Genomic DNA, 15,191 nt, shown 5'->3' with positions numbered 1-15,191 from the left:
AGCATTTTTGCGGGTATATTGCATTGTGTGTCCAAGGGGGGCGAAATCGCAGTGCCTTTTCTGCATAGGAAATGACTGGGTTTGCGGTCATTTGCCCTCGCGCCCTTTTGCTCTTATCCTCTTATCCTAGCAAGAACCGCTCGACTTCAGTGTTGAAAGCGGATGGATTCTTTGCGGCTACGAAATGATCGCCCTTCACAATCGACAGCGTAGCGTGGGGAATCGATTGGGCAATAAGGCGCGTGTGGCTTTCGCGAATCATATCGCGTGTTCCGGCGATGACGAGCGTGGGGGCCTGAATCGCTGCGAGATCATCGGGGGTAAGGTTCGGATCGTTCACCATGAGACCAAGGAGCTCCGCGTGCGCTTTCGCACATTTGCTTGTGGGCGCAAGCAGCGATGAAAGCCGATGCTCAACAACAACGGGGAGCGCTATATGCGCCTTCATTCCGGCAGGGTAGAGATTGGCCCCGTTGACGATGAGCTTATCTACGCGCTCAGGATATTTGGCGGCAAAGACGAGTGCGATGTTTCCTCCGTCGGAGAACCCCAGAATATCGGCGCGTTTGATGTGGAGACTGTCCATTAAGCCGGCTAGGTCATCGGCAAATTGGCGGATGGTGAACGGTGCCGTGCCTCGCGGAGACCGTCCGTGACCTCGTGTGTCAACTGCGATGACGCGCCGAATGCCGGAAAAGTATGCGAGCTGATGTTTGAAATAAGTGCAGTCCTCACCGTTTCCGTGCAGTAGCATGAGGGGCTTGCCGGCTCCCGTTTCTTCGTAATGCAGGTTAATGTCCACGTTGCTTTCCTTCGGCAATTCGCGTATTGTCCGGTCGCCCGCGAGTTATTCAATGTCTTGCGTGTTTTTTCAGTTGTGCATTTGCTTGAATCGTCTTCACTGGCGCATGTATTCGTCCTCGATATCCGAAATCAGTATATCGGAAGTCGACGTAAAGCTTGGGCCGGCAAGGTTTGGGCAAGATTCCGGCAAGGTTTTGGGCAGGAATCGGGGAGCAAACGCACAAAAACGGTAATGCGCTTCTAGCGGGTATCGCAAGATTATCGAGGAGGGATGGGAAGAATTCAGATAATTCGCGTCGGGAATACGCAAGATTCGGGAAAGGCTTTGGCAAGGCTTGCAAGCTATGCTCGAAGGGGGCGATTTTCCAGGATGTCTCCCTTTTCCTTTTCTCGAATGCGCAGGAGGCGCGATGATACTTGTCTCACATGAATCCGCGTTACTCTACTGGCGAATCGCCTCTCTATTCAGTGATGCCGTTCCTGTTCATTCTCGAAAAGGAATGAGTGAGGGCGATATTCCTATGGATGCCGAAATCCAGCGCTTCTGGTCATATTGTCGCATCGGCTTTCGCGGTGAGGAAGGCTGGGCTTTCGCCGATGGTCATGACAAGAAGGCCGACACCGTCTTTTCGGAGGCTGAAAGGATTGGGGGACTTACGCCTGCGGTCGGCGTCATGCTCGAAGGTATGCTTGAAGCGTATGGCAACGAACCGCTGCATGTGCTTGTTTCTCAGGAATCGGCAAAGACTCCGAGGTCAGGGTTAACGCTGCATTCGATTACATCAGGGCACCCCTCCAGATGGCTTGTGAAAATCGACTCCAAGTTGAGCGTTGTCCTTCCGGAGATGTGTTTCATACAGATGGCCGCTTCGTTTTCGATCGACCATCTTATTGAATTAGGCTTTGAGCTGTGCGGTGGATATTCGATAGGAGACAACGAGTATCGGGTGCCTGTGACCACGACCTCGCGATTGGCCGCCTTCATTGATGGAAGCAGGGGCATGAGGGGGATTCAGGAAGCGCGAAGGGCGTTGCGCTACATTCGGAATGGGTCTGCGTCGCATATGGAAACGAAAATGGCGATGGTTCTGGGGCTACCTTGTTCATTGGGCGGTTTTGGACTGGGGATGCCGGAAATGAATCGTGAAGTGAATGTTGGGGTGCGAAACAGGACAGCTAATCCATTGGCGAAATCGAGCTATCGATGCGACCTGTATTGGGAAAAGGGCTCCGTGAGCGTTGAGTACGATAGCGATCTGTGGCATACGGGTCCAAGCCGCATTGCGGCCGACGCAAAACGACGGAGCGATTTGGCGCTTTTAGGCATACGTGTTGTAACTGTGACGAATATGCAAACGAAAAGCCGGTTGGCTTTGCGGGCGATTGCTCAGCTTGTTGCTCGCTATTGTGGGCATCGGATTCGCCCAAGGGTAAGTGATTTTTGGAAAAGACAGACGAAGCTTCTGAAAGCGCTGCGGCTGTAAGTGTTGAAGTGTCCACGCGCCCATCTCGCTCCGCTCCATGCTTGCATGCGTCCGTCCTGACCCGTTCCGCCCCGTTTCGCTCCACGCTTCCATCCGCTGGATGATGTTCATGGTGCTTGCTAGGGCGCATGATTCCAGAGATGATCGATTTCGTGGACGTTTTTTCGACTTTACCGGGTGGGTCGAGGTGAATGATGCGGTTTTGTGGTGGCGAGCTTTGCGGGAAATTGGGTCATATTTTGCTTGTGCATCCATAATCCCAGGTGAGAGAGGGGATGCTGCAAATCTAGCAAACTTGAGTTTTTCGCAAGGAGAAAACCATCGTGAGGTGCTTTTCTGCAGAGGGTGATTTTGCCGGGAAAGTCGAAAAAACGTCCACGAGTTTTGCTTTTCTTGGATTAAGCGTGCGTGATGAGGGATGCAAGTTGGCGGCAAGGGGGCAAACTGAGGAGGTAAGGGCGTGCGCTTCGGCGAGAGCGGGGGCATGCGGTCTTCTGCGGCGGTTATGCAGCAGGGCGTGCGAATCTGCGGCGGTTATGCAGCGGGGCGTGCCGGTCAGTGGTGGCGACCATGCGGCGGCAGCTTTCGGCGGAGCTTGCGCGGCGGCGGCCTTGCCATGATACAGAGGTTTCGTGCGGGGTCGATGTGGGGATGATTTTGGCGTCTCCGCAGCGCCGCGCGGCTGGTATCATGGTGGCCGTTTAATCGATACGTTTTTCAAAGGCATACGCACAAGGAGAAAGCACGCAATGGCATTTGTTCACCTGCATAATCACACTGAATACTCCATGCTTGACGGCGCCACCAAAATCAAAGACATGGTGCGCCGTGCGGCCGATTTGGACATGCCCGCCGTGGCCATCACCGATCACGGCGTCATGTGCGGCGTTCCCGAGCTGTGCGATGCGTGCGCGGCGGTGGAGAAGGAAACCGGCAAGAAGGTCAAACCCATCTACGGCTGCGAGATCTACTTCACGGAAGATCCCGAGGTGGGCTCCAAGAACAAATCGCGTCTGTATCACATGCTGCTTCTGGCCAAGAACAACACGGGCTATCACAACCTGGTGCGCTTGGTGTCCGAGTCGCATATGGACAACTTCTATTACAAGCCGCGTACCACGTTCGACATGCTGAAGAAATACTCCGAGGGCATCATCGCGTCTTCCGCCTGCATCGCCGGCATCATTCCGCGCTGCATCGATGCGCGTGATTTCGATGGCGCGGTTGAATGGGCGCGCAAGCTCTCTTCGCTCTACGAGCCGGGTGATTTCTACATTGAGCTGCAGGATCAGGGCATCACCACCAACGGCGGCATGACGCAGCACCAGATGAACGTGGAGCTCACCAAGATCGCCAACCAGCTGGGCCTTAAGACCATCGCCACCAACGACTTCCACTACCTCACGCAGGAAGACGCTCGCGCACAGGACATCATGCTGTGCATCGGCACGGGCTCGCAGGTGGACGATGAAAACCGCATGCGTTTTGCCAACGACCAGTTCTATATGAAGACCGAAGAGGAAATGCGCGAAGCGTTGCGCGATTTTCCCGAGGCGTGCGACAACACGGTTGAGCTGGCCGCCAAGTGCGATGTGGTGCTCGAGCGCGATTCCATTCTGCCGAAGTTCCCGCTGCCCGAGGGCGAGACGGAGGAGAGCTGGTTCCGCAAGCAGGTGCAGGAAGGCCTGGTGCGCCGCTACGGCAATCCGGTTCCCAAGGAGGCGCAGGAGCGCGCCGACTACGAGATGGGCATCATCATCCAGCAGGGCTTCCCGGCGTACTTCCTGGTTGTGCAGGAGTATATCCAGTGGGCGCGCAGCCAGGGCATCGGCGTGGGGCCGGGCCGTGGTTCGGCGGCAGGCGCCATCGTGTCGTATGCCATGGGCATCACCGACCTCGACCCGCTGCCCAACGGCCTGCTGTTCGAACGCTTCCTCTCTCCCGAACGTGTGGAGATGCCTGATATCGACGTCGACTTCGAGGATGAACGTCGCCAGGAGGTCATCGACCATGTGCGCGATTTCTACGGAGCCGACCACATCGCCGGCGTGATCACGTTCGGCAAGCTGCAGGCGAAAAACGCCATCCGCGACGCGGCGCGTGTACTGGGGCATCCTTATGGTGTGGGCGACCGCCTGTGCAAGACGCTCGGCGACGAGCTGGGCATAACGCTCAAGGGCGCGCTGCAGGACAACGCCGATTTTAAGAAGATCTACGACACCGAGCCCGAGTCGAAGGAAATCATCGACGCCGCCATGTCCATCGAGGGCAATGTGCGCGGCGAGGGCGTGCACGCGTGCGCGACCATCATCTGCCGCGACCCGCTGGTTGATCACGTGCCCGTTAAGCGCGACACCAAGGGCGGCGGCATGATTACCCAGTACGATGGCCATTACACGCCTGATCTGGGCTTGCTCAAAATGGACTTCCTCGGTCTGCGCACGCTGGGCGTGCTTTCGCGCGCGTGCCGCAACATCAAGGAGCGTCACGGAATCGAGATCAACCCCGACGAGATCCCCTTGGACGACAAGGCGTCGTTCGACCTCATGTGCGGCGAGACGGGCATGAGCATGGACGGCCTGTTCCAGGTGGAATCGGCCCTGTACGTGAGCCTGTTTGCGCGCATGAAGCCGCGCACGTTCTCCGACATTGTGGCATCAATCGCGTTGAACCGCCCGGGCCCGCTGGAGAACGGCTTCGTCGACCTGTACGTCGATCGCCGTCAGGGCAAAAAGCCCGTGAGCTACTACGACGACCGCCTTAAGCCCATCCTGGAAGAGACGTATGGCACCATTGTCTACCAGGAGCAGATCATGCAGATCTCCATGGCGATGAGCGGGTTCTCGGCCGGTAAATCCGACAAGCTGCGTAAGGCAATGGGCAAGAAAAAGCTCGACGTCATGATGCAGCTCAAGGACGACTGGTGCAACGGCGCGGTAGAAAACGGCTTCTCGCTCGAGATTGCTGAGCGCATCTGGCATGACGCAGAGGAATTCGCAAAGTATGCGTTCAACAAGTCGCACTCGGCTGCATACGCCGTGCTGGTTATGCGCACCGCATACCTCAAGGCGCACTACCCGTACGAGTACATGGCCGCCGTGTTGTCCAGCTACATGGGCAACGCCGACAAGCTGATCAAATACATCGCCAGCTGCACGCACAGCAACATTCCCGTTCTGCCGCCCGACGTGAACAGTTCCAATCTGGAGTTTACGCCGCTTGAAGAGGGCATTCGCTTTGGTTTGGCGGGTGTGCGCGGCGTGGGCGAGAGCGTTGCCGAGGCTATCATCGCTGAGCGCGACGCGAACGGCCCCTACACGAGTCTGCATGATTTCGTGAACCGTTTGGACACCAAGGTGTACAACCGCAAGACCCTGGAAGCTCTGATCAAGGCCGGCGCGTTCGATTCGACGAACTACACGCGCAAGCAGCTCATGTACTTCATCGAGGAGACGCCGCTTTTGGAGAGCGCGTCCAAGCGCCAAAAAGACCGCGACGCCGGCCAGGTGAGCATGTTCGACATGTTCGCCGATGTGGAGGACAGCGGCTTTAAAGAGGATGTGCCTGAACCCGATGGAGTTGAATGGGACAAGCGCACGCTGCTTGCGTACGAAAAGGAGATTCTGAAGATCTACGTTTCGGATCATCCGCTGCGTCCCTACGAGCGCGCGTTGCGCAAGGTGACGAAGTACCAGCTGGGCGATTTGCCCGACCATCAGGGCGATATCAAGAACGGCATTTTCGCGGGCCTGGTGACCAGCGTCATCGTGAAGATGACCAAGAAGGGCACCAAGATGGCCAACTTTACGTTGGAGGACACTACGGGGCATATGGAAGGCGTGTGCTTCAAGTACGACGACTTCAAGGAAGACCTGGTGGAAGATGCCATCGTGAAGGTGAAGGGCAAGTTCGAGCACTCCGATCGCGGCGATCAGATCATGGCGTTCGAAATCGAGCGTTTAGAGTTCGATGAGAGCCAGATGGGCCCCAGTCAGCTGGAGATTCGTCTGAACTCGTCGGATTTCAACGCGTTCACCTCGCAGCAGTTGCAGCAGATTCTGGGCAGTCATCCCGGCCGCGACGCCGTGGTGCTGTTTGTGCAGCAGGCCGACGGGCGCAAATTCCGTGCGGAGCTGCCCGTTACGGTGGACACGGGCAATAACCTGCTGTATTCGGAGATGCTGGATTTGTTCGGACGCAAGGTGTGGGGCGCGGCTTAATGGCTGAGGGATTGAAAACCGCTGAAGAGCTGGCGGCGCTGCGTGCCCAGCGGGCCGAGGAAGTTAGCGCGGCTGGGTTCGCGCACACGCTTTCGCTCAACGTGCAATACAACGGCGCGCCGTTTGCGGGCTTTGCTCGCCAGCCTCAGCCCAACGTGAAAACCGTGCAAGACGAGCTTGAGAATGCGCTTTCGCTTCTGTTCCGCCGCGAGGTTCCAACGGTGTGCGCCGGTCGGACCGATGCGGGCGTCCATGCGCGTGGGCAGGTTGTCAGCTTCGATGTAACCGACGACGAGCTGGCAGCGCGCTCGCCGCGTTCGTTCGAGCGATCCATGAACGCCCTGGTGGATGATGCGATTTCGGTTTCAGGCTTTCAAGAGCGCCCGTTGGGGTTCTCTGCGCGTTTCGATGCGCTTTGGCGTGAGTATCACTACCACATTTGCACGCAGGCCGCCCGACCGACCCTCATCATGCCCCTTGTGTGGCATTTGGGGGGCGTCGAGCTCGACCTTGGGGCGATGAACGAAGGCGCCGCATATCTAGTAGGCGAACACGATTTCAAGAGCTTCTGTATGGCGGCCTCCGCACAGGGAAAGCCCACGCATCGCAACGTGATGGAGCTCGAGGTGTATCCCGAGATCGTCATGGGCACTCCTGTTGCCACGGTGCGCGTGGTGGGCAATGCTTTTCTCCATTCCATGGTGCGCACTATAGTGGGCACGCTTGTGGAAGTAGGGCGGGGCAAGCGTGAGCCGGCATGGGTCGGCCAGGTGCTTGCGGCGTGCGATCGTAAGGCCGCCGGACAAAACGCTCCCGCAAGCGGCCTGGTGTTCTGGCGCGTGCAATATTAAGTACGGTGCCGGAGGGCGCTGGCGTGGCGCTCGTGCCGCAGGGCGATGCATTGGGACGCGCGGGTAGACATGGCGAAGCGCGGGGAATGCCGATGGCGCGTCCTTCGCCCCCGTCTGCCTTCGCCCTTGTTTCGGGCATGTTAAATTCTGGCGTGACGTCGGGTTGTCATGGATACAATGAACTTTCAACTTTTTACGGTAGGGTTTGAGCCTTCGAAAGGTTCGCGTCCACGATATGCGTCGTCGTATCTGTACGCGGAAAGGGCGCTGCGGCCGCTTTTCGCACTTCAGGGTGCTCGCCGTTATGCGCATTTCTGCGACGGGCTGCATGACGGCATGGCGGCGCAAGGCGGATGCGAGTTTTTACCGAACCGGCCATTCCTCGTTTGCGCGTGCGAAAAGGCGCGCTCGCTTGTTCGAAAGGATTGATCATGGCAGAGACGACCTCGCCCGCTCGCGCCTCGTGGTCGGGTAAGCTCGCGTTCGTGCTGGCCGCCGCCGCATCTGCGGTGGGTTTGGGCAGCATGTGGCGCTTTCCGTATCTGGCCGCCAAATACGGCGGCGGTACGTTCCTTTTCGTGTACCTGGTGTTTGTGTTTACCATCGGCATTGCCCTGCTCCTGCTTGAAACCGCGCTCGGCCGCCATACGCGCCAATCGGCTATCGGTGCGTTCAAGGCGTTCGGAAAGAAGTACGCGTTTATCGGCATTTTCACTTCTGCAGTGCCGTTCATCATCGTGCCGTATTACTGCGTCATCGGCGGATGGGTGACTAAGTACCTGGTAGGCTATGTGACCGATGGCCCTGCGGCGCTGGCCGATGGCGGCGCGTTCTTCTCCAACTTCATTGCCGACGGTCCGCAGAGCATCGTGTTCATGCTCATCTTCATGGCGCTGACCTACTTTACCGTGGCGGTGGGTGTGAACAAGGGTATCGAGAAGGCTAACTTGGTCATGATGCCGTTGCTCATCATCATGGCCGCCGCGGTGGCGATCTACGCGCTCACCATGCCGGGCGCGCTCGACGGTCTTGCGTTCTACCTGTTGCCCGACCTCTCCGCCATCTCTCCCGAGCTGATCATCTCCGCTCTGGGCCAGACGTTCTTCACGCTGTCGTTGGCCATGGGCATCATGGTGACCTATGGCTCCTACCTGGATAAATCCACCAAGCTCACCTCGAGCGTGGTGCAGATCGCCGGGACCACATTCGGCGTGTCGCTGCTCGCCGGCATGATGATCATTCCTGCGACGTTCGCTGCGTTGGGCTCCGGGCAGGCCGTCGCCGAGAACTCCGGCCCCTCGCTCATGTTCATCATCCTGCCGCAAGTGTTCCAGAACATGGGTCCCGCGGCATCGGTGCTGGGCTGCGTGTTCTTCATCCTGGTGCTGTTCGCCGCGCTCACCAGCTCCATCTCGCTGGTGGAAACCTGCACGTCCATCATTCAGGACGCTACGGGTTGCTTCCGTCGCCGCGCACTGTTGTACACGGTGATTTTCGTGACCGTCATGGGCATTATCGTGAACCTGGGCTACAGTTCGCTTTCGTTCATCCAGCCGCTGGGTGAGGGCTCGTCCATTCTCGACTTGCTCGACTTTATCTCCAACTCGGTCATGATGCCTATCGCCGCGCTCATGACCTGCATCTGGGTGGGTTGGATCATCAAGCCCAAGGTAATCATCGACGAGGTGAAGGTGTCCACCAAGTTCGGGGCCGAGAAGGCCTGGACGGTGTTCATCAAGTACATCGCGCCCGTTGTGCTGGTGGTTATTCTGGTGGCCTACGTCGCGCAGACCATGGGCTTGTTCAGCATGTAAGCCTGTTTTCGTGCGCGCCGTCCTGCTCATGCGGCTACGCGCGTACCCGCGATTGCGGGGTATGCGAATTGTTGAAGTCAAGGCGTCGGCTGAGCCCGGCGCCTTTTTTCGTGCTGGGTCTCTCATCCCGATAGGGCTCACTTCAAGGCCGACGCTTGACATTCGCGCGCTGTGCGACGGCTTTTGCGCTTGGCGCATCCGAGTGCCTGATGCCTGGTTGCGGAACTGTGCAGCTCGGATTGCGTTTTGCGCCAAACGGGCATCTGCTCGAATGCGATGACGCTTCGTCGTACAATATCGTTTACAAACAGTCGGCGGCCAGGTGGCAATTCTGGCATGCGACAGACGTAAGGTGCGACAGAGGCAAACGAGAGTGGGGCGACCAATGCAGATTCCCGAAGGCAACCCTTATTCCCTCGATGATCACAAGGCTGTATACAAGGCTCTTATTACGAGGCTTGATACCGAGCGAGAGATAGCATTCGGTACCGTTGGGGCAGCGCTCGTGCATTCGGGAATGAAAGAACGGTTCGGATACGGCAAGCCCAAGCCCTTTCTGGAGCATTTCTCTGAATTCATGACGTTCATCGACCGAGTTGCAGGCGGCGTGCCTCAGCGTTGGGTGGTGCTGCATCGCGTACCCGAATGGGATACCGAACTGGGAATTTCCTCTGCTAATGCGTCTGCAGGGCAGATGGTTGGCGCATGTGTGGAACAGATGATTGGTACGTCGGCGAGTGCGGAGACGACTGGGCGTGAGACGACGGCATCTGAACCAGCGGCGGACTCGTCGACGGAGAATCCGACCATAGGCAGCGTGGCGACAAGCGGCATGGCGGCGGATGGCGCATCGAGCAATGCGACGCTGGGCGCCGACTCCGTGGAAGGCGGGGCTTCCGCCTCTGGCTTTTCCTCGGAGCCCCATTCCGCTTTCGCCGCTTCACCGACGCACCTGGCTGCTTCTGTTTCTGCGTCAACCCATCCGGCCGCTTCCGCTTCTGCGGCTCCTGCTTCCGAATCGCCGGCTGCGGCGGATGCCGCTACGCCGCAGTCGATTGCTCAATCCATGGCCGCGTCCGACAAATACCGCGCTGCTCCCATCGACGAGGCGACACGCGCCGAGCTCGAGCCCAGCTTCAGGGGTTTCGTGTTCGTGCCCTATGCTTCTGCGGATATTCTTCGAGCGAACGTGCCGCCTGCGACCGACATCAACGCGCTGCTTGAGGAAAGTTGGAGTGCTGCCTATGCGGAGGAGGCATTCCGTGCCTTTGAAGACAAGGTGACGTTCCCCATAGCCGCCATGCGGTCCGATGGCAAAACGCCCATCGAGGCATCCATCCAGCGCACCTGGCGCGAAAACCCGGAGCACAAGCAGTGGTATCTGTGCTACGTCGACGCGAAAGCGCCCTATGTGTCGCGCCCGCGCGTACAGATCGAAGCGCCCAGTGAGGAGGCGCTCGCCGTGGCGCGCACCATGGCGTCTACCGAGGAATACCGCAGCCAGCCGCTTCCTCCCGACACCCAGGCCCAGATGCTCGATCGCTATTCTGACTTCGTATTCACTACGTACTCTTCGCGCGCGATTATTCAAGATAGCGCGTCGGGCGTCGATGTGGACTACCTTCTGGAGGAAAGCTGGATGGCCGCGCGTCAGGAAGGCGCCCTGCGCTTCTATGAGGGCAAGGTGGTGTTCCCGCTGAACGCGTTCTGCGCCGACGGCGTGTCTCCCATAGAGGCGTCCATCACGGTTGCCACCAAGGGCAACGCCGAGAACAAGCCGTGGTATCTGTGCTATATCGACACCTACGCCAAGCGCAACACGTATGCCGGCAATCATCCCAGCAAGCATCTAGAGAAGTTTGCCTGGCTGGGTACGTGGGACGATTTTTTGGGAGAGCTTGCCGACATCGCTCTTCCCGAACTGTGGGATTTCGAGGATGGCGACGGCCGGGGCGTGCGCATCAACGCGTCGGGGTGCGAGGTGAGCCCCGAGCAGGAGGCGCTCGACAGCCTGCGATTGGCGGGCCTGCAGGTGGTTTCGGCGCCGCCCAGGCTCGCTTCACCATCCTGAAAAGCTACATCTGCACCACGTTCTTCCGTCTGGAATCCGAAGGCAAGATTTGCATCGCGCCCGATAGAAGCTTCGCGGCGTTCAATACCGGCCTGGTAAACAAGCGCTACGATGACATCTATGCGTGTTTCGAGCGCAATTCGAGCACCTGGATCGATGAGTGGGAATGGAAGTTCGCGGGCTTCACAGCATCGGGCAGGCGCGGTTTGGGAAAGCGTCTTGTGGAGCTGTTCAACCCGCTGCCGGAACCGGCGGAGTATTTCTCGCGCAAGGAGGATCTGCTCTACGACCTTGATAAAGACCTCATCATCGATGACGATCACGTGCTCATCGACAATATGAGCCGCCTGCCTCTCGACTTTTTGGCCGAGGAATTGCGGGGCGATGACGACGCCATGGATTTGATCGATGAGATTCGTGCTGCCGATGTGGCCGGAAAACGTCGCCTGTACAAAGAGCTCGGAGACATCCTCGAGGACGACGATCGGCTGTTCAGGCGCGTGCGTGCGCGTTTGAACGAGGCGGTGGAAACGGCAAAGAAGCGCGTGCGCTGGAACTTCAAGACGGCCATCCCATCGTATTACCCGCGTGGCAACACCATGAGCCTGCTTTTGCCGATCTGCCTGATGGATGATGAGGTGGCCGATGCAGCGCTCGTGGTGCAGCTCATGCCGTCGGGCAACTATCAGGGGCAAACCATTCTTACCATGCGCCAGGCCTACACTAACGCGCGTCTGATTTGCCGCCCCGACAGCGACTGGCTCACCACGTCGAGCCGCGCCAACGAGGAGGACGAGGACGACGAGTAGCGTCTGATTCGCACCATGTGGGGTGCGTCGAGCGTGCCAAACAGGCGGGATGCACTCTTTGCCTGATTCGCGCCATGCTGAGATGCGGCCACCTGGGTTTGGCAACCGTTTTTACAAGGCCCGCCTGCGTAGAGGATATACGCAGGCGGGCCTGCCGTTTTCTGCCGCGTCTGGTATCATACGTGTGTTTGTCTGAAACGATTCATCGGCATGTTCGTCATGAGGAGATAGCAATGTCGCTTTCCATCGGTATTGTGGGCCTGCCCAATGTGGGCAAGTCGTCGCTGTTCACCGCGCTCACCAAGAAGGGCGGGTTCGCCGCCAACTACCCGTTTGCAACCATCGAGCCCAACGTTGGCCTGGTGCCCGTGCCCGATTCGCGCTTGCAGGAGCTGGCCAAGATTGACCACCCCGCCAAAATCGTGCCGGCTACGGTGGAGTTCGTGGACATCGCCGGTCTGGTGGCGGGCGCTAGCCAGGGCGAGGGCCTGGGCAACAAGTTTCTTGCCAACATCCGCGAGACCGACGCCATCTGCGAGGTGGTTCGCTTCTTCAGCGATCCCAACGTGGAGCACGTGTCCAAAAAGGTCGACCCGCAATCCGATGTGGACACTATCAAAACCGAGCTGATTCTTGCCGATATAGCCACGCTCGACAAGGCGTTGCCGCGTTTGGAAAAGGAGTCCAAGCGCGACAAGAACGCCGTGTTCAAGTTCGAAACGGCCAAGAAGGTGCTGGACGGCCTCAACGATGGTCATCGTGCGCTTACGCTGGGGCTTTCCGACGAAGAGAAGGCCGCCATCAAGGATTTGTGCCTGCTCACGATGAAGCCCATGCTCTACATCGCCAATGTGGATGAGGATAAGCTGGGTGCCGAGCTGCCCGAAATCGACGGGCAGATTCCTGTTCCCATCTGCGCCAAGACCGAGGCCGACCTCTCCGAGCTCGACCCCGAGGAGGCGAGTATGTTCATGGAGGAGCTGGGTCTTTCCGAGAGCGGTCTGGAGCGATTGATCCGCGAGGCGTACAAGCTTCTTGGGCTGCAGAGCTACTTCACGAGCGGCGAAACCGAGACGCGCGCCTGGACCATCCCCATCGGAGCGAAGGCGCCCCAGGCGGCGGGCGTGATTCACTCCGATTTCGAGCGCGGCTTCATCAAGGCCGAAACCGCGAGTTTCGAGGATTACGTTGCGCTCGGCGGCGAGAAGGGCTGCCGTGACGCCGGTAAGCTGCGCCAAGAGGGCAAGGAGTACGTGGTGCAAGACGGCGACGTCATGCATTTCAAGTTCAACGTATAGGATAATAAGCGTTTGACCCGGAGTTCATCGGCTTGAATAGGCTTGATATCCACGTTTGCAGCATTCATTCGGAGAATGTGTTGTAAACCTTTTGTTGGGGCGTTCGCGTTGCGGGCGCCCTTTTTGCGTCAATCCGCGCACTCCCGTTACGGCGGAGCCATGTGCAAAGGGCAGCTCGTGGGTTGAACATAAAACCGTCTTTCGCAAACGGCACCCGCATCATGCTGCTGTTTCCTTATTTGACTATATCACTGGGGTGATATAATATTTACTGGGCAATAAGGAGGTGCAACATGAGCGTTATGTCAAGCGATTCCGTGTTGACGCTGTACCATGGATCGCGCATGGTGGTAAGGCATCCTCGCTATGGCATAGGGAATCCGTTCAATGATTACGGCCTGGGTTTCTACTGTACTGAGTTTATTGATTTGGCACGTGAGTGGGCGTGCCCTGAATTATTGAGCGGATTTGTGAATGAATATCACCTCCCTATGAAGGGCCTGCGGGTCTTGGATCTGGATGCGCCCAACTACAGCTCGCTTAATTGGATAGCTGTTCTGCTTGCTCATAGAAAATTCGATATCACTACACCCGTTATGGCTCGAGCAAGGGATTTCATGCTGGAGCGTTATGCGATTTGCGTCGATGAGGCGGATGTGGTCACGGGCTATCGTGCGGATGATTCGTATTTCTCATTTGCTCGTGCTTTTTTGGACAACAGGATTTCGTTGAGACAGCTTGAAGCTGCGTTGCGGTTTGGTGAATTAGGGCGTCAGGTCGTCATCAAGAGCCCGCGCGCGTTCGATGCGCTTGCTTTCGTGCGCGAGGAAAGCGTGGATGGGTCGATATGGCACCCGAAGCGCATGAGCCGTGACAGGAGAGCACGTAATGACTATAAAGCCTTGGTGGTTTCAGGCGATGTTCAGCCCGATGACATATTCATGATCGATTTATTGAGGGGCGCTGTTCTGTGAGGGTCGAATACGAATTCATTCACCTGGAAGATTCCGATTTGTATCGCGATGATGCTGCGCATGCGCTGGCTGCGGTATTTGATTTAGGGGTCAATGTAGCAGGGCTTTCTGGGCAATATGTGGCAGATTTGTTCATCGTGTCGGGTCTTGCCGTCCAATTCGAGCGATGCAATCCGGTGTATGTGGCGGGCAAATCTGGTGCGGAGCTGCTGCGCCACATGGATTCCGAAATCGAAACGCTTCTTGATGACGAGGTGCCCTATCGTTTGTCGCGAACGTCCGATTACTGGGTCGGGTGGAATGTCGCATGGTATCAGCTTTCTTCAGGCAGGACGTACAAGAGCATTTTCGAGGTCTTGCCCTACGATCGAATCAAATCAATGTATTACCCTCTTCACGAGGCAGACGAGCGCAAATTCATTGGTGTGTGCGAGAGTGTTATGGCGCAGGCATCGGTTGCTTCAAATCTCAAACGCATTCGTGTAGCAGCCGGCTTTTCGCAGGCGCAGCTGTCGGAGGCAAGTGGCGTGGGCCTTCGCTCCATCCAGATGTATGAGCAGCGCCAGAAAGATATCAACAAGGCGCAAGGCTCCACATTGTTGCGTCTTGCTCGTGCTTTGCATTGCTCCATGGAGGATGTAATGGAGCTTTGATAGGCGCAATTGCTTTCGTTGCGACACTCGGCTGATTCCGTTTTGCGTCTGCTCTTTATGTCGCATCGTGCTGCAAAGTGGCGTGCGGGATGACGGGCCATCGTCGTTGCGCTACACTCTCCGACGCGCGTCAAGGTGAGGTGCGCGTTCAGCATCTGTCACGGTTGTCTCGAATAAAGGAGTACGTATCCATGGAGCTTTCTGCTTGTTTAA

At 57.7% G+C, this 15,191-nt stretch carries 10 protein-coding genes; 9 read left to right on the top strand and 1 reads right to left on the bottom strand.

Going from position 1 to position 15,191, the window contains the following annotated elements; genetic code table 11:
* Positions 1 to 121 precede the first annotated feature (121 nt).
* Entirely contained in the window at positions 122 to 802 is a 681-nt protein-coding gene (locus tag DMP06_RS01030; RefSeq protein ID WP_123207883.1) for an alpha/beta fold hydrolase, read from the bottom strand.
* A 412-nt stretch (positions 803 to 1,214) separates the two neighbouring features.
* Between DMP06_RS01030 and DMP06_RS01025 the strand changes: the two genes are divergently transcribed.
* The 9 genes from DMP06_RS01025 to DMP06_RS00985 all read left to right on the top strand — a co-directional run bounded on the left by DMP06_RS01025 (position 1,215) and on the right by DMP06_RS00985 (position 14,978).
* Positions 1,215 to 2,288 (top strand): hypothetical protein, encoded by a 1,074-nt coding sequence (locus DMP06_RS01025; protein WP_161957774.1) that lies wholly within the window; start codon positions 1,215 to 1,217, stop codon positions 2,286 to 2,288.
* Between the two features lie 749 nt (positions 2,289 to 3,037).
* Complete coding sequence (gene dnaE, locus DMP06_RS01020; RefSeq protein ID WP_123207881.1) at positions 3,038 to 6,508, top strand: DNA polymerase III subunit alpha; 3,471 nt, start codon at positions 3,038 to 3,040, stop codon at positions 6,506 to 6,508.
* On the top strand, positions 6,508 to 7,359 hold the full coding sequence (gene truA / locus DMP06_RS01015; RefSeq protein WP_123207880.1) for a tRNA pseudouridine(38-40) synthase TruA: 852 nt from the start codon (positions 6,508 to 6,510) through the stop codon (positions 7,357 to 7,359). Before dnaE ends, truA begins: the two co-directional genes overlap by 1 nt.
* Positions 7,360 to 7,790: 431 nt before the next feature.
* Positions 7,791 to 9,173 (top strand): sodium-dependent transporter, encoded by a 1,383-nt coding sequence (locus DMP06_RS01005; protein WP_123207878.1) that lies wholly within the window; start codon positions 7,791 to 7,793, stop codon positions 9,171 to 9,173.
* A 373-nt stretch (positions 9,174 to 9,546) separates the two neighbouring features.
* Positions 9,547 to 11,244 carry a hypothetical protein gene (locus DMP06_RS11390; protein ID WP_161957773.1) on the top strand — a complete coding sequence of 566 codons (1,698 nt, stop codon included), beginning with the start codon at positions 9,547 to 9,549 and terminating at the stop codon, positions 11,242 to 11,244.
* Positions 11,148 to 12,053 (top strand): DUF3825 domain-containing protein, encoded by a 906-nt coding sequence (locus DMP06_RS01000; RefSeq protein WP_161957772.1) that lies wholly within the window; start codon positions 11,148 to 11,150, stop codon positions 12,051 to 12,053. The genes DMP06_RS11390 and DMP06_RS01000 overlap by 97 nt, the downstream gene beginning before the upstream one ends.
* Before the next feature lie 233 nt (positions 12,054 to 12,286).
* Positions 12,287 to 13,351 carry a redox-regulated ATPase YchF gene (gene ychF / locus DMP06_RS00995; protein ID WP_123207876.1) on the top strand — a complete coding sequence of 355 codons (1,065 nt, stop codon included), beginning with the start codon at positions 12,287 to 12,289 and terminating at the stop codon, positions 13,349 to 13,351.
* Between the two features lie 293 nt (positions 13,352 to 13,644).
* Positions 13,645 to 14,325 carry a DUF3990 domain-containing protein gene (locus tag DMP06_RS00990; protein ID WP_123207875.1) on the top strand — a complete coding sequence of 227 codons (681 nt, stop codon included), beginning with the start codon at positions 13,645 to 13,647 and terminating at the stop codon, positions 14,323 to 14,325.
* A complete protein-coding gene (locus DMP06_RS00985; protein ID WP_123207874.1) occupies positions 14,322 to 14,978 on the top strand; it encodes a helix-turn-helix domain-containing protein in 657 nt (218 codons plus the stop codon). The genes DMP06_RS00990 and DMP06_RS00985 overlap by 4 nt, the downstream gene beginning before the upstream one ends.
* Positions 14,979 to 15,191: the final 213 nt, after the last annotated feature.

Source organism: Slackia equolifaciens, assembly GCF_003725995.1.
GTDB classification, from domain to species: Bacteria; Actinomycetota; Coriobacteriia; order Coriobacteriales; family Eggerthellaceae; genus Slackia; species Slackia equolifaciens.
The sequence above is the reverse complement of the archived record's forward strand: the minus strand, read 5'-3'. Positions and strand labels throughout refer to the sequence as shown.

Excerpts from the sequence above, each read along its gene's own strand:
- DMP06_RS01025 (WP_161957774.1), top strand. The coding sequence starts at position 1,215 with ATGATACTTGTCTCACATGAATCCGCGTTACTCTACTGGCGAATCGCC.
- dnaE (WP_123207881.1), top strand. The coding sequence starts at position 3,038 with ATGGCATTTGTTCACCTGCATAATCACACTGAATACTCCATGCTTGAC.
- truA (WP_123207880.1), top strand. The coding sequence starts at position 6,508 with ATGGCTGAGGGATTGAAAACCGCTGAAGAGCTGGCGGCGCTGCGTGCC.
- DMP06_RS01005 (WP_123207878.1), top strand. The coding sequence starts at position 7,791 with ATGGCAGAGACGACCTCGCCCGCTCGCGCCTCGTGGTCGGGTAAGCTC.
- ychF (WP_123207876.1), top strand. The coding sequence starts at position 12,287 with ATGTCGCTTTCCATCGGTATTGTGGGCCTGCCCAATGTGGGCAAGTCG.
- DMP06_RS00990 (WP_123207875.1), top strand. The coding sequence starts at position 13,645 with ATGAGCGTTATGTCAAGCGATTCCGTGTTGACGCTGTACCATGGATCG.